We start from the raw sequence: 19,603 nt of genomic DNA on the forward strand, positions 1-19,603 counted from the left end.
ATATGCTCGTCGAACGTCGGGTCGCCAGGGGGGAGCACCATGGATCTCGCTGAGATCTTCCGGGTCATGCGCAGGCGCTGGTACGTCCTGCTGCCCGGACTGCTGCTGACCGCCGGTCTGATCGTCGGTGTGGCCCTGGTGGTTCCGGTCACCTACCAGTCGCAGAGCACGGTGGTGCTGCTGAACTCCCAGAAGGCCACCACGGCCTACGACGGCAACCCCTTCCTCAGCACCCAGACCTCGCTCACCGGCATGGCCGACAGCCTGGCCCGCAACCTCAACTCCGACGGCTCCCTCCGGGATCTCAAGTCCCGTGGCGCCACCGGCACGTTCGCGGCCAAGCTCGCCGACAACGCCCAGGGACCGCTCCTCTGGCTGACCGTCACCGGCACCGACAAGGCCGCCGTCCTGGCCTCGGACAAGATCCTGACCGCGTATGCCAAGGAGCGGCTGGACCTGTTCCAGAAACAACAGTCGGTCGCCCCGAAGGCAATGATCCGGATGACGACCATCGTGCCCCCGCAGGACCCGGTGGCGCAGACCAAGACCCGGATCGAGTACCTGATCATGGCCGGATGCCTGGGTTTGGTGCTGAGCCTGGTCGCCGTCTTCTACGTGGAGGCGCGCAAGAGGTCGCACAAGCCCGGGCCCGAGAAGGAGACGACCGTCCCCGCGCCCTCGACCGAGGAACCGGCCGTGGACGAGACGCTCGCCATCCGGCGGCCGCCGAGTTGGTCGCGGTCCGCCGAGGGCGGTCCAGGCACCGCAGAGCCCACAGCGCCACGTCCCGTCATGGCCGTGGCGTCCGCCGCAGAGCCGCTCGACGAGGAGTCGACTCATGGACACCGCCCGCGCGCCGGAGAGCGAGACCGGTGAGACGAGCGACGCCCCCGCTCCTGCCGCTCCCGCACCCCCCGCTGCCAACTCCCTGGACCGGAAGGTCCGTTCGGCGGCCCGGTGGAGCCTGATCAACACCGTCGTCCTGCGCCTGGGCAACTTCGCGACCGGCATCGTGCTGGCGCGCTTCGCCCTGGGCCCCGCGGCATGGGGCGTGTACGGCATCGCCCAGACCGTGCTGCTGGTCCTGCTGTCCGCGAACGAGCTGGGCGTGGGCCTGGCCATCGTGCGCTGGGAGGGGGACCCGCGGCGCTTCGCGCCGACCGTCCTGACCCTCAGCACCCTCTCCAGCGGCCTGCTGTACGTGGCGCTGTTCGCAGCGGCACCGACGGTGGCCGGACTGCTCGGCTCGCCGGACGCCACGGGCGTCCTGCGGGTGATGTGCCTGTGCGTGGTGATCGACGGGGTGGCACAGGTGCCCGGCGGCTTCCTCACCCGTGAGTTCGCCCAGGGCAGGCGGATGATCATCGACGGGCTCAACTTCGTGCTCGGTACCTCGGTGACGCTGCTGCTGGCCTTCGAGGGCTGGGGCGCGATGAGCTTCGCCTGGGGAGCCGTCGTGGGCAACCTCGTGACCCTGATCGGCTGCCGGTTGGCGGCACCGGGCACCCTGAAATTCGGCTGGGACCCCGCGCAGGCCCGGGCGCTGCTGAGGTTCGGGCTTCCGCTGGCGGGGGCGAGCCTGCTGGCCCTGGCGGTGGTCAACGTCGACACCATGGTGGTGGGCGCGACGCTGGGCAATGTGTCTCTGGGTTTCTACGTGCTCGCCTTCAATATTTCCGGCTGGCCCGTGAGGATCATCTCCGAGGCCGCCCGCCGGGTCTCCTTCGCCGGATTCTCCCGCCTGGCCGACTCGCCGCAGGCGCTCGCCCAGGGCTTCAGCCGTGCCCTGGGCGTGGTGATCACCGGCACTGTGCCGCTGTGCGTGCTACTGGCCGGCCTCGCGGAGCCGGTCATCCGCCTCATCTACGGAAGCCTGTGGACCCCCGCCGCCGCGGCACTGCCCTGGCTGATGGCCCTGGGCCTGATCCGCATCGGCGGCGAACTCGCCTACGACTGCCTGGTCGCGATCGGACAGCGCCGTTCGCTCTTCCTGGTGCAGGGCCTGTGGCTGGTGGCCCTGATCCCGGTGCTCCTCGTCGCCGCCCGTGCGAACGGCATCGTCGGAGTCTCACAGGGCCACGTCCTGGTCGCCGGCGGCATGGTGGTGCCCGTGTTCCTGATCGCCCTGCGCCGTGGCGGCATCGGCGTCGGCCGGATCGCCCGGGCCTGTGCGTGGCCCTTCCTCGGCGGGGCCGTGATGGCCGCGATCATCCTCGGCCTGGAGCGTCCGTTCGGAGGCGGCCGGCTCGCGCTCCTCGCCCTCGGCACGGTCGCCCTGGCCGGCTACACGGTGTGCGTACTGCCCAGCCGCGACTTCCTGCGCGGCGTCGGCCACGGCGACCGGTCCCACCGCGGCCGGCACCGGTCGTCCGCAGCGGTTCCGTCTACCCAACAGGACCCGAGGTGAGCCGGATGTCACGACGTATCGGCCTGAGCTCCCTCGCGGGGCCGCTGGTCGCAGCCTTACTCGCAGTTCTCGGGGTGGCCTGCTCAGGAACGGACCCGAGTGCCGATCCCTCGCCGTCCGCGACGGGGAAACCCACCGCCACGGGGAAGCCCACCGCGACGGGCAAGCCCACCGCGACGGCCGGCGCGGGCGGTGCGTCCGGACATCCCGCGGCCGGGACCGCGTGCGCCTCTCCGAGCGCCTGCGGCTTCCCCGACGCCCGTACCACCGGCCCCCGCACCGCCCTCAAGCCCCACAAGACCGGCTACCTGGCCGTCCGCACCAACGGGCTCGTCATCCGGGGCTGGGACATCACGGGCTCGCTCGACATCTACGCGAACGACGTCACCGTCATCGACACCAAGATCACCTCCGACGGCTGGTGGGGCATCAACCTGCGCCCCGGCTACCACGGCCTGCGGGTCCTGCACTCCACCATCACCGCCGTGCCCGGCAAGGGGCCCGACAACGGCGGCGTGGACTACGCGGTGTCGAACATGGGGACCAGCTCCATCGAGGTCGGCTGGTGCGACGTCTCGGTGTTCGGCGACGCCCTGTCCATGGGGCAGGGCGATCTGCACGACAACTACGTGCACGACATCGTCCCGTTCGTCAACCAGGGCGGCGAGTGGCAGCACACCAACGCCGTGATCAGCGGCGGCGGCAACACCGGTCGGCTGATCATCCGCCACAACACCCTGCTGAACCCGACCGGCCTCGAGCAGGGAGCCTCGGGAAGCATCGGCCTGTTCGCGGACACCGGAGTGGTCCGCAATGTCACCGTCGACCACAACTGGATCGCCGGCGGCGCGTACGCCCTCTACGGCGGTGACAAGGGTGCCACCGGGATCGAGGTCACCGACAACGTCTTCTCGACGCAGTACCACCCCGCCTCCGGCGGCTACGGCGTGGTCGCGCACTGGAACGCGGGTGGCACCGGAAACGTGTGGCGGAACAACCGGATGTCCGACGGCCGCCCCATCCAGCCGGAGCCGTCCTCGTGAGCGGCGTCATGACGCGCCGTGTCGCGCGGGCGCCCTGGACGCTGCTCAAGGCGTTGTTCGGCTGGCTGGTGCTCTTCGAGGCCAGGAACAAGGTCCTGCTGGCCCCCAGCGCGGTGCGGCTGCGCCGGATCGAGGACGCCGAGACCCGACGACTGGCAGCCGGCCTGCCGTCGCCGCCCTCGGCGCTGGTCGCCACGGTGATCGCCACCCACCGACGCCCCGAGGCGCTGCGTGCCGCGGTCCACTCGGCCCTGGGCCAGACCGTGCGCGACCAGGTCGTCATCGTCGTCGACGACGGCGCCGGATTGCCCGAACTCCCCTACGACCCAAGGCTGTTCGCTGTCTCCCTGGCGCGCAACACCGGCGTGGCGGGTGTCGTGCGCAACGTGGGCATCCGCCTCACCCGCTCGCGGTACGTGGCGTTCCTGGACGACGACAACCTGTGGGAACCCGACCATCTGGAACGGACGTTGGCGGTCCTGCAGTCCGGCGGCGGACCCGACGGCGTCTACACGGCGCTGCGCCGCGTCCTGCCCGACGGAACCAAGAAGGACGTCCTGTCGGTGTCCTACGACCGGCATCGGGCCGCCCGCGAAGCCTTCCTGGACACCAACGCCTTCGTCGCCCGCCGCACTCGCGCACTGCACTTCAGCCGCCTGCGCCGGACGCCGGAGGTGCTGCCCCGGGAGGACTGGGAACTGATCCGCCGGTACGGCCGCAGGCACCGGGTGCTCCATGTGCCGTACCCCACCGTCCGATACCTGATGAACCCGGCCAGCTTCTACACCCAGTGGGCACCGCCCAGCTGAGGCCTGCTCCCTTTCCGCTCCGACCACAGGTGGTTGATCCCATGCCCCGCTCCCGCGCCCTGAGAGACAGGTTCGTCGACGCGCCCGGTTCGCTGGGCGAACGACTCCGCATCGCCCGCTGGGAGCGGTTCCGGCGCTGCTTCCCCGGCATCGAGAACATGAGCGTCGTGGACCTGGGCGGGACGGCCGAGATGTGGCTGCGCGCACCGGTGCGCGCCAAGCACGTCCACCTGATCAACCTGGAGGAACACCCCGCCGAACTGCCCGACTGGATCAGCGCGGAGAACGCCGACGTCACCGACCCGGCGGTCGCCGCCGAACTGAGCGGCCACGGCGGCTACGACCTGGTGTTCTCCAACTCGACCATCGAGCACGTGGGCGGCCACAGCCAGCGCCGGAAGTTCGTCTCCGCCGTCGAGCAACTGGCGCCGCAGCACTGGATCCAGACGCCCTACCGCTACTTCCCCGTCGAGCCACACTTCGTGGCGCCCGGCTTCCAGTTCCTGCCCCTGGCCGCCAGGGCACGCCTGGTACGGCACTGGCCGCTCGTCCACAGCCGTCCCGACAGCCCGGAGTCGGCGATGAACGCCGTGATCAACATCGAGCTGCTGACCCGCGCCGAGATGCGCTACCTCTTCCCCCGATCAGCGCTCCTCAGCGAGCGGGTGCTCGGTGCCCCGAAGTCGCTCATAGCCGTACGAACGGAGTCCGTATGCTGAACAACCTGGTCAACAGACATGACGCGGACCGGTTGCTGCGCAAGGTGCGCAAGCTGGAGCTGGACCGCGTGCTGGCCAAGCTGCGGGTGCGCGGCGGCGCGCGAGTGGTCCGGCACTGGTCCCAGGTCGACCCGTCGCTGACCGAGTGGTGGGCGATACCGGCGGTCATCAGGCGGTGGAACCTGCTGATGACCGGCGACGCGGACACGTCCTTCCCCCAGTACGTGGCCGCCAAGCACTTCGCGCCGCGCACCGATCTGCGCGGCCTGTCGCTCGGGTGCGGCACCGGCGGGAACGAGTTGCTGTGGGCGAAGACCGGCGCGTTCTCGCTGCTGGAGGGCGTGGACGTGGCGCCTGAGCGGATCGACTTCGCCACCCGCGCCGCCGCCGAGAACGGTCTCGGCGACGTCCTGCGCTTCCGGGTCACCGACGTGAACCGGATGACCAGCGACGGGGAACGCTTCGACGTGCTGCTGGGCCTGCAGTCGCTGCACCACTTCGACAACCTCGACGAGACGCTGCCGCGCCTGTCCCAACTCATCCAGCCGGACGGGATGTTCGTGATCGACGAGTTCGTCGGCCCCACCCGCTTCCAGTGGACCGACGGCCAACTGGAAGCGGCGAACGTGCTGCTGGCTCAGCTCCCCGAGGAACGGCGGCGCCTGCCCGACGGCCGGATCAAGCGCCGTGTCGTGCGACCCAGCAGGCTGTCGATGGTGCTGGACGACCCCTCGGAAGCGGTCGACGCGGCGGCGCTGCTGCCGGGCCTGCGGCGCCATTTCGAGGTCGTCGAGGAACGGCCGTACGGGGGCACGGTGCTGCACATCGCGTTCTCCGGGATCGCGCACAACTTCCGTGACCAGGAGCCGGAGACGCTGGCGCTGCTGGAGCGGTGCTTCGCCGCGGAGGACGCGGCGCTGCCGGAGGTGGGGCATGACTTCATCGCCATGGTGTGCCGGCCGCGCAGCGCGGGCTGAGGGGAGTGCCGCGATGTGCCGTCGGCCGTCCGCGGCGCCGTAGGGGCTGGTCGCGCAGTTCCCCGCGCCCCTTTCTTTGGGCGCGTCATGGTCCCGGCGTCATGCGCAGGCCGCCCGGGCGGGCCAGGGCTGCTGCGGCCGCACGGCTGGCCGTGCGGCCGAGGGCGGCGCGCGAGGTTTCCCGGAGCAGGACGGCAGCGCGGAAGGCGGCTGTGGCGAGTGCGCCGTGCCGACGCCCGTACAGCCGGACACGGTTGAGGGTGAGCAGGGTCCAGAGTCGGGACGACACCTGGGAGTCGCCCCCCAGGTGGACGGCCTCGGCGGTCGGCTCCAGCTGTGTGACGTATCCCCGGTCCCGCGCTCGCAGGCAGTACTCGGTCTCCTCCGAGTAGAGGAAGAAGGACTCGTCCCACGGGCCGCAAGCGGCCAGGCACTCCCCCGAGACGGCCATCAGCGCGCCGGTCGCCCAGTCCGCGCGTGTGGGCCGCTGATATGCGACGGGGTCGGTGACGAGCTCGCTCAGGGCCGGGAAGCGCCCGGCCCGGGTGTTGCCGATGAGGGCCTCGCCGAGCGCTCGGAGCACGCTCGACTCGCGGCGCAGCGAGTAGTGGGGCGTGTCATGTCCGTCCTCGTACAGGAGGGGTACGGCGATCCCCACACCGTCGCCGAGCGCGTCGACGAGACGCTTGGCGCAGCCCTGCCGCATACGGATGTCCGGGTTGCAGACGAGAGCCACCCCGAAGTCGCCGGCGGCACGCAGCGCCGCGTTGATCCCGGCCGCGTACCCGGCGTTGCGGCCGGTCTGGACGACCGTGGCGTCGGGGGCCAGTGTCCGCAGCACCTCGACGGTGTCGTCGGCTGAGTCGTTGTCGGCGACGACCAGCCGCCAGTCGAGGCCGGCCATGCCCTCGGGAAGCGCTGCGAGGAACCCGGGGAGCACCGAGGCGCTGTTCCAGGTGACGACGATGACGGCGACGGGGCTCATCGGGACTCCGCGAGTTGAGGGAGCTGGGCTTCGGATGACTTACGGGGGGCGGGGACCGGGGCCGCAGCCGCCTCGCGGCGGATGAAGCCGAGGTAGCTGCCGCCGGCACCCAGGGTCAGGAAGAACATCCCGGCGTACATGGGGAAGCTGAGTGCGTCGAAGGTGGCGCTGATGACCAGGGCGACCAGGGCCGAGGCGAGGAAGGCCTGCCCGAGCTCGCGGTCCGATTCGGTGCGGGCGAGCCGGCGGATGGCCCCGCCTTGGTGGATCCCGGTGACGAACAGGGCGAGCAGCGCGATCAGCCCCACGATGCCCATCTCCGCCAGGGTCAGCATGTACTGGTTGTCCGTGAAGAAGTACAGGTCGGGGGTGAAGGTGCCGAATCCGCGCCCGAACCAGGGGCGTTCGCTGAGATAGGGGACGATCGCGCTGTACTTCACGGTGCGCGCCTGGGTGCTGCTGTCGGAGTTGGACAGAAAGCTGGCGAACAGGTTGGTGATGGTTCCGATCAACCCCGGGATGATCACCTTGAAACCGGCCACCGAACCCAGGATCAGTCCCATCGCGGCCCAGCGCCGCTGCGGCTTCCAGCGGGGCACCATCACCAGGATCACGATGAAGGCGCCGATGATGGACGTCCTGGACACGGTCAGCGGAAGCGCACCCGCCATGATCGCCACGGGGGCCCAGCGGCGCAGTGCGCCGGCGTGCCGGCGCACCGGATCGAACGCCTGATGGACGGCGAAGGGAACCAGGATGGCCAGCATCCCCCCGAACTCCAGCGGATGGGCCGTGGTGGAGCGTGGCCGGGTGAACGAGCCGCGGTCCATGGCGCTGATCCCGGCGGTGCTCGACTGCAGGCCGGGGACGTGGATGGAGTCGGCGATGTTGGTCGCGGCGAAGAAGTCGTAGTAGCCGATCAGGGCGACCACCGTGCCCAGGACGACGAGCCGGCGCATCAGGGTCTCCAGCCGGCTGCGCTCCTGGATGCCGGCCGAGGCCAGCACCACCAGCGCCGCCCACACAGCGAGCCCGATGAGTCCCCGGTCGGCCCCGAGGACCTCCTCGTGCGAGCTGTCGCGTGTCGCGTCCGCGAGGTACGACAGCAGCACCGCCGCGGCGAGCACGCACATCACCACGCGCGGCAGCCTGGTGCCCTGCGCCGGAAGGATGCGGCCGCCGAGCCAGGTGGCGAGGTACCAGAGCAGTCCCAGCAGAGCGAAGACGTTGGCCGGGGTACCGACGCCGCCCAGCGCGGGCAGGGTGAGGTTCGAAGGGACGAAGAAGGCCAGCACCAGATAGCCGGTGAGGATCGTCGTGGCGTCCAGCCTCCGCACCAGCAGGCCCCTGCGCGCCCGCCCGGGGGACCGGGCACGGCGGCGCCGGGTAACGTATCCGGCCCGGGCACGTCCCCGGCGGCGGACCACGGCCACGCCCTCGGCCAGGATGGACAGCAGGAACGCGCCGACGAACCCGACGATGACGACCGCCGCGACGTCCTGGTACCGGCTCTTCGACTGCGAGACCGGTGTCTGCGGCAGAACGACCGGCGCGGTCTGCACCAGGTACGTCGCCGGCACCTTGGAGGCGGCCTGCAGGGCCTTCAGCTGCTCCCCGGCGAACTTGGTCAGGGTGGCGGTCTCCCGGAGCACCTTCTCCCGGTCGGTTCCGGTGACGCTCAGGGTGAGCAGCGGGCTGTCGGCGTCCGGCGCGAATCCGGCCGTGTACCGGTCCGTGACGCCGCGGGAGCGCAGTTCCTTGGCCGAGTCCCCGGACTGGAGGGTCCTGATCAGCACGTCGGCCGTGACGACCAGCGAACCGCCCGCGTTCGACAGGGGGTTGCCGAAGGTCGGGGCCAGCTCGGCGACCGCCCTGGAGTCGAGCAGCGTGACGGAGCTCTGCGACTCGTAGGACACCGGGATGGTCCGGTACAGATACCCGCCCGCCAGCAGACTGAGCAGGGTGAGGGGCACCATGAAGTACCAGCGCTTGCGCATGATCGCCCATATGTCGCCAAGGCTCATGAGAACTCCCCCCGGCCCGGTGCCGCGGGACCGGACGTGCGGGCTCGGGCCCAGCATATGTCGGGTGATCCGGTGGCGGCTCGCCCCGGCGCCTGCGAGGATCGGTGCCGACGGAAGGAATCTCTGTGTCGCCTCGTGACGTCGCCGAAGCGCTGCTCCGCCGCTGGTACGTTCTGTTGCTCGCGCTCCTGCTGACGGCCGCCGGAGCCTACCGAGTGCTGCACCCCGCCCCGCAGTACCTGAGTTCGGCGGTGGTCGTCCTCAAACCGCCTGTGACGGGAAACCAGCCGAACCAGCTGACGAACCTTCAACCGCCGCTCGCCACGCTCTCGTACGGCGTCATCCAGCAACTCGAGTCGCCGGCCGGCCGCAAGGAGCTGAACGCCGCCGGCGTACACGGGGCCTACCAGCTGATCCCGCGCAACAGCGGCACCAGCGCGACGCCGCGCTTTCTGATTCCCTCGGTGCAGGTGCAGGCGCAGCGCAGTGGCGCCGTCGAGGCCGACACGGCGGTCAAACGGGTCATCGACGCCTACACCAGGCATGTGACGGACCTGCAGGAGGCCCAGGGGATCGCGCCCGGGGCGCGGATCAGCGCATCCGTCCTGGTCGCCCCGAGCGCCACTCCGGTGCAGGGCACCCGGACCCGCGCACTGGCCGGTACGGCACTGCTGGGCGGAATCGCCGGGATCCTGGGCGCCCTGTGGTTCGACCAGTACTCGCAGCGCCGCAGGACCGGGAAGGAGACCTCCCCGGACCCGCACCACCGGGCCGACGGTATTCCGGTGGCGGGCTGAGTTCCTCCTGGACATCAGATACCGCGGCGCTTCCACGACTCCCACCACAGCCACTCCCGCCCGCGCTCGGCCACGGCCGACCACACCAGCGGCTGCAGGTACGGCATCGCCTTCGGGCCGATTCGTCTGCGCAGCCGTAGCGCGCGGTACTCGGGCAGCGCCGCGTAGCCCGGCAGGCACTCCTCGGCGAACGCCACACATGCGTCGACCGGTACGACGCCGGTTCGGCCCCGGTCATAGGCCCGGTAGGCCCGGCGCAGGGCATAGCGCGCAAGGCGGGTGTGGACCTGGTCGGCCAGGCGGTCGGCGTACGGCAGCCGGTCGGCGCATTTGGCGAGCACCGAGTCGAAGGCCACGAGACGCTGGCGCAGGTCGTCGAGCTGACCACCGAAGTCCGTCGTGGACATGTTCTTGCCGTGGACGCGGTAGAAGGCCTGGTCGGCGCCGCGTATGTAGCCGACGTCGGCGTGTGCGGCGAGCCGCATCCACATCTCGATGTCGCCGGCGTGCGGAAGTTTCGGGTCATAGCCTCCGACCGCGCGCTGGAGGCTGGTGCGGACGACGACTTCCGGTGAGGTGATGCAGCCGGTGCCCTCGCAAAAACGCCGCTCCAGCCACCACTGCCCGGGGTAGACGACCGATCCGGTGCTCTGTGTACGGGCCTTCGGCAGCGGGCCGCCGTGCTGGAAGCGCAGGGGGCGTCCGTAGGCGAACCCGACCTCGGGGTGGGCGTCCAGGAGCGCGGCGGCCCGGACCAGCGCGCCCGGGACCAGCCGGTCGTCGGCGGAGAGGAGGGCGACGTAGTCGCCGTCGGCCCATTCCAGGAGGCCCTCGTTGTAGGTGGCGATGTGGCCCTTGTTGGTTTCGTGGACGCGGACCTCGACACGCGGGTCGGCGGCGGCCAGCTTGTGCGCGACGTCCGCCGAGTCGTCGGGCGAGGCGTCGTCGATGATGAGCACCCGGACGTCGACGCCGTTCTGTTCGTCCAGGGCACTGCTGACGCAGTCGGCGAGGAAATGGCCGTACTTGTAGCAGGGGATGACAACGCTGACGGTGCTCATCGGTGGGCAAGCCAATCCCCGGTGGTGGTCTCCGGCTTGGGCGGAGACCACCACCGGTGCGTTCGGGTCGGTCAGTTCTTCTTCTTGCGGACGGTCTTGCTGGTCAGGGTCCAGCCGTGGGACTTCACCGGGTGGCGGTGCTTGTCCCGGGCCGCGACCGTGACCGTGAACCGGGTGCCGTCCGGCAACGGGGCGGACAGGTGGACGGACACCTTGTGGGTGGCCCGGTCGTAGGAGGTGACGGCCGTGATGTGGAGCTTCCTGGCGGCGACCGCCCGGGGGCCCGGCAGGATGGTCACGGTGGCCTTGACGGACGACGGTGCGGCCTTGTCCGGCAGGGCCATGACGAGGGCGCTCGTCGCGTCGGCTGTGTGCGTCACCGAGGACGCGGTCACCTCCGAGGCGGTGGCCGTCGACAGGGAAGCGCTCGGGTTGTCGGCGGTGAAGACGGGGCCCACCCAGTAGTTCGCGGATCCGTAGGAGCCGTTGGGGAAGGCCGGGTCGGTGCCGTACTTGTAGAGCCCGTTGTGGTGCGCGGTGGTGTCGGCCGTGGCGGTCAGGGGATAGGACTGGTGGGCCGCCGCGAAGTAGCCGCCGTCCACCGCGTAGTTGCCGTTCGGCGCGTGGTAGGAGACGACGTACGGGGTGCCGGCGGCGATCGCCACCGGAGTGGCGAAGGTCAGCGTCTGCCAGCCGGAGGCCGTCTCATTGGTGAAGGTACCGCTGGCGAGCAGCGTGCCGGCGTCGGACCACAGGCTGCCGGTGTGGGTGCCCGTGTTGCCGGTGCCCTTGTAGAAGGTGACGCCGGGGACCCAGCCGTCCGCCGAGGAGGTGAACCGGGTGCCCAGCTCGACGGAGTTGGGGTCGCCGGTCATGTCGGTGGTGGCCGGTACCGTGCCGGAGTTCCACAGCGTGCAGGGGCAGGTCACCGCGGGCGGGGTGGAACTGGTGGTGAACGACCACGTCACCGGGTCCGCCATGGCGTTGCCCCACAGGTCGGAGGCCTGTACGGAGGCGGTGTACGTGGTGTTCAGCTCCAGCTCCGTCGACGGTGTGAAGGTCGCCTTGTTCGACGCGGGGAGCGTCGTGGCCCCCGGTACGGTGCTGCCGTCCGAGCCCTTCAGGGTGAACGTCAGGCTGTCGGCGTCGACGGCCGAGCTGAAGGTGGCCGACACCGGTGCCGTGATCGACACGCCGGTCGCCCCGGACGTCGGGGAGGTCGAGCTGACGGTGGGCGGGGTCGTACTGGCCGTCGAGGTGTCCAGCACCACGTCGACCCAGTAGTTGCTGCCGGAGGACTGCGAGGACGGGAAGGCGCTGGTCGAGCCGTAGTGGTAGACGCCGTTGCCGCCGTCGGTGCCGGACTTCAGTCCCGTGAGCGGGGCCAGGCCGGCGTCGCTGTCGTTGAAGTAGCCGCCGTCGTAGGAGTATCCGCCGTTGGGGGCGAAGTACGAGGCGACATAGGTGGTGTTGGCCTTGACGGGCACCGGGGTGGCGAAGTTCAGCTGCTGCCAGCCGGACGCCGTCTCGCCCGTGAAGGTGCCGGTGGCCAGGCGGGTGCCGGAGGCGCTCCACAGGCTACCGATGTGCGTCCCGGTGTTGACGGGTGACTTGTAGAAGCGGACGCCGGTGATCGAACCGGTCACCGTGGTACGGAACTTGACGCCGAGCTCCACCGAGCCGCCGTCGCCCCCGTTGACGGTGCCGGGAACGGCAGCGGCCGGCCAGATGGTGCACGGGCAGGTCTGGGGGCCGACGGTCAGCGGGACGGTGGTGACGGCGCCGATGTTGACGCTGTCGTCGACCGCGCGGACCTTGATCGATGCCGGGCCCGGGGTCGTCGGGGTCCAGCTGTAGCTCCAGGACGCGAGGCCGCTCGCGGCCTTCCAGGTCGTTCCGCCGTCCGTGGACACCTCCACACGGGCCACCACGCCGCCGCCGGAGTCGGTGGCGGTGCCCTTGATGGTGACCGGCTTCAGCGCCGGGACGGTGACCCCGGAGGCCGGGCTCGTCACGGTGACGGCCGGGCCTGTGGTGTCGGTGGAGGCAGCGGCGGCGACGAGGTTGCTCTGCCGGGTCGACGGCTGGATGCCCATGTCGGCGAGGATGTTCACCGTCGCCTGCTGCATACGCGAGTCCTCGGTGACCACCGTGTCGGCGGGGTTGCTCGTCGGCACGTCGGTCAGGCCCCACGACCACTGCACGGTCCCGGACCCGAACACCAGGGCTCCGGAGTCCTGGTCGCGGAACTCGACGAGGTTGTGGGTCGCCGTTCCGTTGCCGTAGATGTTGCCCCAGTCCATGCGGAGCTTGCCGTCGTTGACGTCCACCGTGGTGGACGACACGTCGATCGCCCCGGCGGGCCTGGTGCTGTTGTCGAGGTCACTGTCCCACTCGTAGCCGAGGGTGCCCGTCGGGAACGTGGCGGTCTGGCCGGCGGTGAGGCCCGCGACGGAGGTGTTGCGCCAGATCCGGTTCTTGCCGTACGAGCCGGGGACGGTGATGGCGTCGCCGCGGTAGCCGTTCACCTGGAACATCGAGCCCGTGAGGATGTTCGGCGGCTGGTAGGTCTGGCCGTACTGGGTGCTGGCCGGGTCCATCCAGGTGCCGGTCCAGACGCCACTGGGGTCGGCGACGCCGTTGTTCTGCGCCATCTTGGTCATCTTGTAGCAGACCAGGGTCCGGTCCGCCGTGCTCGTACCGTCGATGCTCGGGGCGAGCCGTGTCTTCCAGAAGACCTCGTTGCCGCTGAAGAAGCCCTCCCGGACGCCGGTCTTCCGGGCCGCCAGGACGTTGGAGTACTGGCTCTGCGTCCAGTACTCGTCATGGCCGGAGGACAGGTACACCTTGTGGTTCTTCAGCAGGGCGGCACCGCCCGCCGAGGACACGTCCACGCCGGACAGATAACTGACGTCGTAGCCGTTGCGCTCCAGCCAGGACAGCATCATGTACTCGGAGCCGTAGATGCCGTTGTCGCCGCCGATGTCCAGGGGCCGGTTGTAGCTGACCTCGTAGGCGCGGCCGTCCGGCGCGGGCCCCGCGCCTCCGTACAGATCCTGGCCGCCGTAGTCGTTGTAGGCCTGCCAGGTCTGGTCGCTGGTCTGCACGACCATGTCGGAGGTGCTGGAGTCGTTGCGGACGACGAACGGGTACGGCATCAGGCCATCGCCGTCCGTCTGCGTCAGGTTCGCGATGTACAGGCCGGACACCGCGGTGCTGGGCACGGTCCAGGTCGCGGTCACGGGCCAGTTGCCGCAGTCGACCAGCCCGGTGCTGCTCTTGGTGGTGCAACTGGCCGGCTTGGTCGAGTAGTTGGCCGGATAGGTCACCGCTGCCTGGGCCGCGGTCGACATTTCGCGCGCGCCGTCGCCGCCGTACCAGCCCAGCCGGTAGATCTCGATGTGGTACGGGATCCGCGACTGGACCTTGAACTGGACGGTGTCGCCGGCCTGGACGCTCTCCTTGGTGGTGAAGCCCTTGATGTCGCCGTAGGCGTTGGGCGCGAACCAGTCGGACATCGGGCTGCCCGGCTTGGAGTTCTCGCAGACGATCGGATTCGAGCCCGTTCCGCACGGGTCGGAGGCCGCCTGGGCGGTCACGGCCTGCGGGAGCACCGCCCATATCAATGCTGCTACGACGGCGAGGCGGGCGCCCCGGATCCGTCTGCTCCATCTGTTCATGTGTACCTCTCAGCGGTGCTGTGCAGGACCGACCGGTGAGGCCGGGTGGAGCGTGAAGCCGGTGACCGGTCAGCCGCGGAGGGCCTGGACGAGCGTGTCCACGACGCGCTGCTGCTGGTCGGGGGTGATCTGCGGGTAGAGCGGAAGCGACAGGATCCGGTCCGCCGCCTTCTCGGCGTTGGGGAAGTCGCCCCGTGCGGGACCGAGATGGCGGTAGGCCGGCGTGAGGTGGACCGGGGCCGGATAGTGCACTCCCGCGCCGATGCCCTCGGCGTTGAGCTTGCCGACGATGTCGTCGCGGTCCGCCCCGGTGACCTGGACGACGTAGAGGTGCCATACGTGGACGTTGCCGGCCGCGGTCGTGGGGAGCACGACCCGGCCGGCGGCCGCGAGGTCGGCGAGCAGCGTGTCGTAGCGGGTCGCGGCCGCGCGCCGGGCCGCGTTGCCGTCCGCCAGGCGCGCCAGCTTCGCCCGCAGGACGACGGCCTGGAGTCCGTCCAGACGGCTGTTGAACCCGGGCACGTCGTGGCGGTACTTGGCGACGCCGCCGTGGTTGGCGATCGCGCGGACCAGGCCGGCCAGTTCTTCGTCGTCGGTCAGCACCGCACCCGCGTCGCCGTACGCGCCGAGGTTCTTGCCCGGGTAGAAGCTGGTGGCCGCGATGCCGCCGCTGCCCGGCGTCCGGCCGGCGCGGGTGGCGCCCTGGCACTGTGCGGCGTCTTCGACGACCTTTACACGGTCGGGCAGTTGGCCGGCCAGCGCGGTCACGTCGGCCATCTGCCCGTAGAGGTGCACGGGTACGACCGCGCGGGTGGCCGGGCCGACCGCGTCCAGGGCGGCCTGGGGGTCGAGCAGGTAGGTGTCGGGCCGGCAGTCCGCGAGGACCGGTCGCGCCCCGGTCCGGGCCACCGCGCCCGCGGTGGCGATGAAGGTGTTGGCGGGTATCACGACCTCGTCGCCGGGCCCGATCCCCGAGGCGCGCAGGGCGAGTTCGACGGCGTCGGTGCCGTTGGCGACGCCCACGCAGTGCGCGACAGCGCCGAAGTCCGCGTATTCGCGCTCGAATCGGCGGACCTCGTCGCCTCCGATGAACGCGGTGTTGGCCAGGATCCGTTCGAATCCGGCCCGTACGTCGTCGGCGACTTCCTCGTGGGCCGCCTTGAGGTCCACCAGCGGGATCTGGTTCATCTGACGGGTCCCCCCATGGTTCTCGTCGCAAGTTCGTCAAGCGCCGGCGCATCCGCCTCGCGCTGCCGCCGGGCCGGATTGCCCGCCCAGACCTCGCCCGGCGGCACATCGCCGAGCACGGTGCTCCCCATCCCGATCAGCGACCAGGCGCCGACCGTCGTGCCCTCCCGGACCAGGGCCCCCGAACCCACATAGCTGCCCCTGGCCAGCCGTGCTCCCCCGCCCAGGCGGACTCCGGAGGCAAGGGTGACGTAGTCCTCGATCACGTCGTCATGGGTGAGGACGACGTGCGGCATCACGGCGACGTGCGCGCCCACCCGTACGGCGGCGGTCAGGACACAGTGCGCGAGCAGGACCGAGCCGGGGCCGACCTGCGAGGTCGCCGACACCACCGCCGTCGGGTGGATCACCGTGGCGTAGCGGTCCGCGGGCAGGTCGAGCCTGCGCACCAGGCGGGTGCGGGCGGCGTAGTCCCGGGGGTTGCCCACGCAGATCACCACCCGGGCGTCGAGCAGGTCGTGGACCAGCTCGCAGCCGCCGAGGACGGGCACGCCGTCCACCTTCGTGCCGTGCAGGGCGGCGTTGTCGTCGAGGTGCCCGAGCAACTCGGCCTCGCCCGCGTCCCGCACGGTCTGCGCGGTCTCGCGGGCGAAGCCGCCGGCGCCGATGATCAGCAGCGCGGTCATGGTGCGGCCTGTTCGTGCAGCACCGCCACCACCCGGTCCTGCTGGGCCTCGGTCATGGTGTGGAACAGCGGCAGGATCAGCGAGTCGCGGGTGATCCGCTCGGTGACCGGCAGCGGTGCGCGGGGGTGGGCCGCGTAGGCGGGTTCGAGGTGCGCCGCCATGATCCCGCGCCGGGCGGAGACGCGGGCCCCGGCGAGCGCGGCGAGCAGGTCGTCCCGGCCGACGGGGAAGTCCTCGTCCAGGAGCACCCAGTACGACTGGAAGTTGCTCTGCCCGTGCGCGGGATCGCGTACGGGGGTGAGGCCGGGGACGTCGAGCAGCAGCGCCTCGTAGCGGGCCGCCAGCTCGCGGCGGCGGGCGATCATCGCGTCGAGCTTGCCGAGCTGGACCAGCCCGACGGCGGCCTGGATGTCCGTCATCCGGTAGTTGAAGCCGACCTCGAGGTAGCTCTCCACGACCGGCTTGTTGCTCGCGTGGCGGTCCGCCGCCGAGGCGTTCATCCCGTGCTCGCGCAGCCGGCGCAGGCGTGCAGCGCACTCGGCGTCGTCGGTGGTGATCATGCCGCCCTCGCCCGTGGTGACGAGCTTGCGCGGGTGGAAGGACCAGGCGGCGAGCAGCGCGCCGTGGCCGACGGGCTTGCCGCCGACGGTCGCCCCGATGGCGCAGGCCGCGTCCTCGACCAGCGGCAGGTCCCAGTCGGCGCACGCGGCCCGCAGGGCGTGCACGTCGGCCGGCACGCCGCCCTGATGAACGGCGAGGACGGCCTTGGTGCGTCGGGTACGGACCGCGTCCACGGTGGCCGGGGTCAGGTTGCCGGTCGCCGGGTCGACATCGGCGAACACCGGCTCGGCGCCGACGTACCGTACGGCGTTGGCGGTGGCGATGAACGACAGCGAGGGCACCACGACTTCGTGCCCGGGTCCCAGCCCGAGCGCGACGAGCGACAGGTGAAGGGCGGTGGTACAGGAGCTGACGGCGACGCCGTGCTCGGCTCCCACCCGCTCCGCGAAGGCCCGCTCGAAGGCGGCGACCCGGGGGCCCTGGGCGACCCACCCGGACAGCACCGCGTCGGAGGCGGCCCGGGCCTCCTCCTCGCCGAGCCAGGGGATCATCACCGGGATGCGGTCGGTGCTCACTTGGCCGCCTCCCGCTCCGCACGCCACCACTCCACCAGGTCCCGCAGCCCGGTACGCAGGTCGATGTGTGCCGTGAAGCCGAGCCGCTCGGCGGCCTTCGAGGTATCGGCAAGCCGCCGTACCACCGAGTTCACACTGCGGGCGGGCCCGTGCACCGGCTCCAGTCCAGTCGCTCCCATCGCCTCCAGCAGGCCCTCGGCGAGTTCCTTCAGCGAGGTCTCCGTACCGCTGGCGATGTTGAACACCTCGTCGGTGAGATCCGACTCGGCGGCCAGGACGTTGGCCCGGGCGATGTCGCGGACATCGACGAAGTCCATGGTCTGCGTGCCGTCGCCGAGGATCAGCGGCGGCTCGCCCGCCTCGATGCGCTCCATCCAGCGGATGAGCACCTCGGTGTAGAGGCCGTGGATGTCCATCCGGGGGCCGTAGACGTTGAAGTAACGCAGCGCTACGTAGTCCAGGCCGTACATGGCGTGGAAACTGCGCAGTATGCCCTCGTTGAAGGCCTTCGCGGCGCCGTAGAAGGTGTCGTTGTTGTACGGGTGGTGGCGCTCGGTCGTCGGGAAGGCCTCGGCCATGCCGTAGACGGACGCCGACGAGGAGGCGATCACCTTGGCTACCCCGGCCTCGGCCGCCGCCTCCAGGACGTTGAAGGTCCCGTCGACCAGCACCTCGTTGGCGAGCCGGGGCTCCTCCGCGCACTGGGTGATACGGATCGCGGCGAGGTGGAACACCAGGTCGGCGCCCTCGGTGACCTTCCGTACGGTGGCGGCGTCCCGGACGTCGCCCTCGACGATCTCCACGACCCCGCTGGGCAGGGCCTGGGCGAGGTTGTCCCGCCGTCCACGCACGAAGTTGTCCAACACCACGATCTCGCGGGCGCCGCCCTCGGCCAGCAGGTCGACGAGGTTGGAGCCGATGGTGCCCGCTCCCCCGGTGACCAGGATCTTCTTGCCTCGTACGCTGCTCAACTGCCTTGCCCTCTCAGTGAATTGGATCCGCTGAACCGATGTCGCTCAACGCCCGGCGCGCAGGCCGACGACCGCGCCCCGGAATTCGAGACTCCGCGACGCCGCTTCGAGAATGTCGAGCACGCGCAGGCCCGCCCGGCCGTCGGTCAGCGGCGCCCGGCGCGCCCTGATCGCGTCGGCGAACTCGTCGACCATGCTGCGCAGCGCTTCCTTCTCACCGATCGCGGGCGCGACCATGTCTCCGGAGCGGTACGAGATGAGCATGTCCCGGCGCTCGTCCGCGCCGATCTCCTGCGGGGAGGCCAGGTCCACGCCCCGGTCGTAAACGGCCACCCGTTGCAGGGGGTTGAGGTCGTCCCAGATCAGGGTTCGTTTGGCGCCACCCACCATGGTGGTGCGCACCTTGGTCGGGGACAGCCAGTTGACGTGCACGTGGGCGATGGCCCCGGTGTTGAGCGTGAGCGTCAGATATGCCACGCAGGCCTGTCCCGCGCCGATCGGGTCGGCCCCGTGGGCGGCGACGGCGACCGGCTCGACGTTGTCGGGAAGGATGAAGTCAAGGATCGACAGGTCGTGCGGGGCCAGGTCCCACAGGACGTCGATGTCCTTCTGGACGAGCCCGAGGTTGATCCGCACCGAGTCCAGGAAGTGGATCTCGCCGAGTTCGCCGGAGCGGACCAGCTCCCGGATGCGGCCCGCGGCGGGCGTGTAGCAGTAGGTGTGGTCGCACATCAGGGTGAGACCGCGTTCCTCCGCCTCGGTCACCAGGCGCATCCCGTCGGCGTAGGTCGCCGCGAGCGGCTTTTCCACCAGGACGTGCTTGCCGGCACGCAGGGCGGCCAGGGCGATGTCGAGGTGGGTTCCGGCGGGCGTGGCCACGGCCACCGCGTCCACGGACGGATCGGCGAGGACGGCCGCGTAGTCCGCCGTGGCCTCGACCGTCGAGTAACCGCCCAGCACCCGCCGGGCCCGGTCCACGTCGAGGTCGCACAGGCAGCGCAGCCGGAACCGATCGCTGGCCTGGAAGTTGCGGACGAGGTTGGGGCCCCAGTAGCCGGCCCCGACGACCGCGACCCCCAACGGCTGCGTGGTCTGCGTCACTTGGTTCCTCTCCCCTTGG

General features: G+C 70.7%; 16 protein-coding genes. 7 read left to right on the top strand and 9 right to left on the bottom strand.

Annotated elements, in window-relative coordinates; genetic code table 11:
* The first annotated feature begins 39 nt into the window (after positions 1 to 39).
* Genes AB0M27_RS28545 through AB0M27_RS28570 form a run of 6 tightly spaced genes read left to right on the top strand, consistent with a single transcriptional unit; the run spans position 40 to position 5,955 of the window.
* On the top strand, positions 40 to 876 hold the full coding sequence (locus AB0M27_RS28545) for a chain length determinant protein (protein ID WP_365725528.1): 837 nt from the start codon (positions 40 to 42) through the stop codon (positions 874 to 876).
* Positions 839 to 2,407, top strand: a complete 1,569-nt coding sequence (locus AB0M27_RS28550; RefSeq protein ID WP_365725530.1) for an oligosaccharide flippase family protein — start codon at positions 839 to 841, stop codon at positions 2,405 to 2,407. The genes AB0M27_RS28545 and AB0M27_RS28550 overlap by 38 nt, the downstream gene beginning before the upstream one ends.
* A gap of 5 nt (positions 2,408 to 2,412) precedes the next feature.
* Positions 2,413 to 3,450 carry a hypothetical protein gene (locus AB0M27_RS28555; RefSeq protein WP_365725531.1) on the top strand — a complete coding sequence of 346 codons (1,038 nt, stop codon included), beginning with the start codon at positions 2,413 to 2,415 and terminating at the stop codon, positions 3,448 to 3,450.
* A gap of 8 nt (positions 3,451 to 3,458) precedes the next feature.
* Entirely contained in the window at positions 3,459 to 4,259 is an 801-nt protein-coding gene (locus tag AB0M27_RS28560) for a glycosyltransferase family 2 protein (RefSeq protein WP_365725545.1), read from the top strand.
* A gap of 41 nt (positions 4,260 to 4,300) precedes the next feature.
* Positions 4,301 to 4,978, top strand: a complete 678-nt coding sequence (locus AB0M27_RS28565) for a class I SAM-dependent methyltransferase (RefSeq protein WP_365725548.1) — start codon at positions 4,301 to 4,303, stop codon at positions 4,976 to 4,978.
* Positions 4,972 to 5,955 carry a class I SAM-dependent methyltransferase gene (locus AB0M27_RS28570; RefSeq protein ID WP_365725553.1) on the top strand — a complete coding sequence of 328 codons (984 nt, stop codon included), beginning with the start codon at positions 4,972 to 4,974 and terminating at the stop codon, positions 5,953 to 5,955. The genes AB0M27_RS28565 and AB0M27_RS28570 overlap by 7 nt, the downstream gene beginning before the upstream one ends.
* 85 nt (positions 5,956 to 6,040) lie before the next feature.
* On the opposite strand, the gene AB0M27_RS28575 is transcribed toward AB0M27_RS28570, so the two are convergent.
* Positions 6,041 to 6,940, bottom strand: coding sequence for a glycosyltransferase family 2 protein (locus tag AB0M27_RS28575; protein WP_365725556.1), 900 nt, complete (start codon positions 6,938 to 6,940; stop codon positions 6,041 to 6,043).
* A complete protein-coding gene (locus tag AB0M27_RS28580; RefSeq protein ID WP_365725557.1) occupies positions 6,937 to 8,964 on the bottom strand; it encodes an O-antigen ligase family protein in 2,028 nt (675 codons plus the stop codon). Before AB0M27_RS28580 ends, AB0M27_RS28575 begins: the two co-directional genes overlap by 4 nt.
* A gap of 125 nt (positions 8,965 to 9,089) precedes the next feature.
* On the opposite strand from AB0M27_RS28580, the gene AB0M27_RS28585 reads away from it, so the two are divergent.
* Positions 9,090 to 9,761, top strand: a complete 672-nt coding sequence (locus AB0M27_RS28585; RefSeq protein ID WP_365725559.1) for a hypothetical protein — start codon at positions 9,090 to 9,092, stop codon at positions 9,759 to 9,761.
* Positions 9,762 to 9,775: 14 nt separating this feature from the next.
* Here the strand turns inward: AB0M27_RS28585 and AB0M27_RS28590 are convergent, their stop codons facing one another.
* The 7 genes from AB0M27_RS28590 to AB0M27_RS28620 all read right to left on the bottom strand — a co-directional run bounded on the left by AB0M27_RS28590 (position 9,776) and on the right by AB0M27_RS28620 (position 19,584).
* The gene (locus tag AB0M27_RS28590) at positions 9,776 to 10,822 is read right to left on the bottom strand and encodes a glycosyltransferase (RefSeq protein WP_365725561.1); all 1,047 of its coding nucleotides are present in this window, start codon (positions 10,820 to 10,822) and stop codon (positions 9,776 to 9,778) included.
* A gap of 71 nt (positions 10,823 to 10,893) precedes the next feature.
* Positions 10,894 to 14,502 (bottom strand): DUF4082 domain-containing protein, encoded by a 3,609-nt coding sequence (locus AB0M27_RS28595; protein WP_365725563.1) that lies wholly within the window; start codon positions 14,500 to 14,502, stop codon positions 10,894 to 10,896.
* 69 nt (positions 14,503 to 14,571) lie between these two features.
* Positions 14,572 to 15,690 (bottom strand): DegT/DnrJ/EryC1/StrS family aminotransferase, encoded by a 1,119-nt coding sequence (locus tag AB0M27_RS28600; protein ID WP_365725564.1) that lies wholly within the window; start codon positions 15,688 to 15,690, stop codon positions 14,572 to 14,574.
* Complete coding sequence (locus AB0M27_RS28605; RefSeq protein ID WP_365725566.1) at positions 15,687 to 16,376, bottom strand: acetyltransferase; 690 nt, start codon at positions 16,374 to 16,376, stop codon at positions 15,687 to 15,689. Before AB0M27_RS28605 ends, AB0M27_RS28600 begins: the two co-directional genes overlap by 4 nt.
* A complete protein-coding gene (locus AB0M27_RS28610; RefSeq protein WP_365725568.1) occupies positions 16,373 to 17,512 on the bottom strand; it encodes a DegT/DnrJ/EryC1/StrS family aminotransferase in 1,140 nt (379 codons plus the stop codon). The genes AB0M27_RS28605 and AB0M27_RS28610 overlap by 4 nt, the downstream gene beginning before the upstream one ends.
* On the bottom strand, positions 17,509 to 18,483 hold the full coding sequence (locus tag AB0M27_RS28615; RefSeq protein ID WP_365725571.1) for an NAD-dependent epimerase/dehydratase family protein: 975 nt from the start codon (positions 18,481 to 18,483) through the stop codon (positions 17,509 to 17,511). The genes AB0M27_RS28610 and AB0M27_RS28615 overlap by 4 nt, the downstream gene beginning before the upstream one ends.
* Before the next feature lie 45 nt (positions 18,484 to 18,528).
* The gene (locus tag AB0M27_RS28620; RefSeq protein WP_365725573.1) at positions 18,529 to 19,584 is read right to left on the bottom strand and encodes a Gfo/Idh/MocA family oxidoreductase; all 1,056 of its coding nucleotides are present in this window, start codon (positions 19,582 to 19,584) and stop codon (positions 18,529 to 18,531) included.
* Between the last annotated feature and the right edge of the window lie 19 nt (positions 19,585 to 19,603).

This window comes from Streptomyces sp. NPDC052107, assembly GCF_040680215.1.
GTDB lineage: Bacteria > Actinomycetota > Actinomycetes > Streptomycetales > Streptomycetaceae > Streptomyces.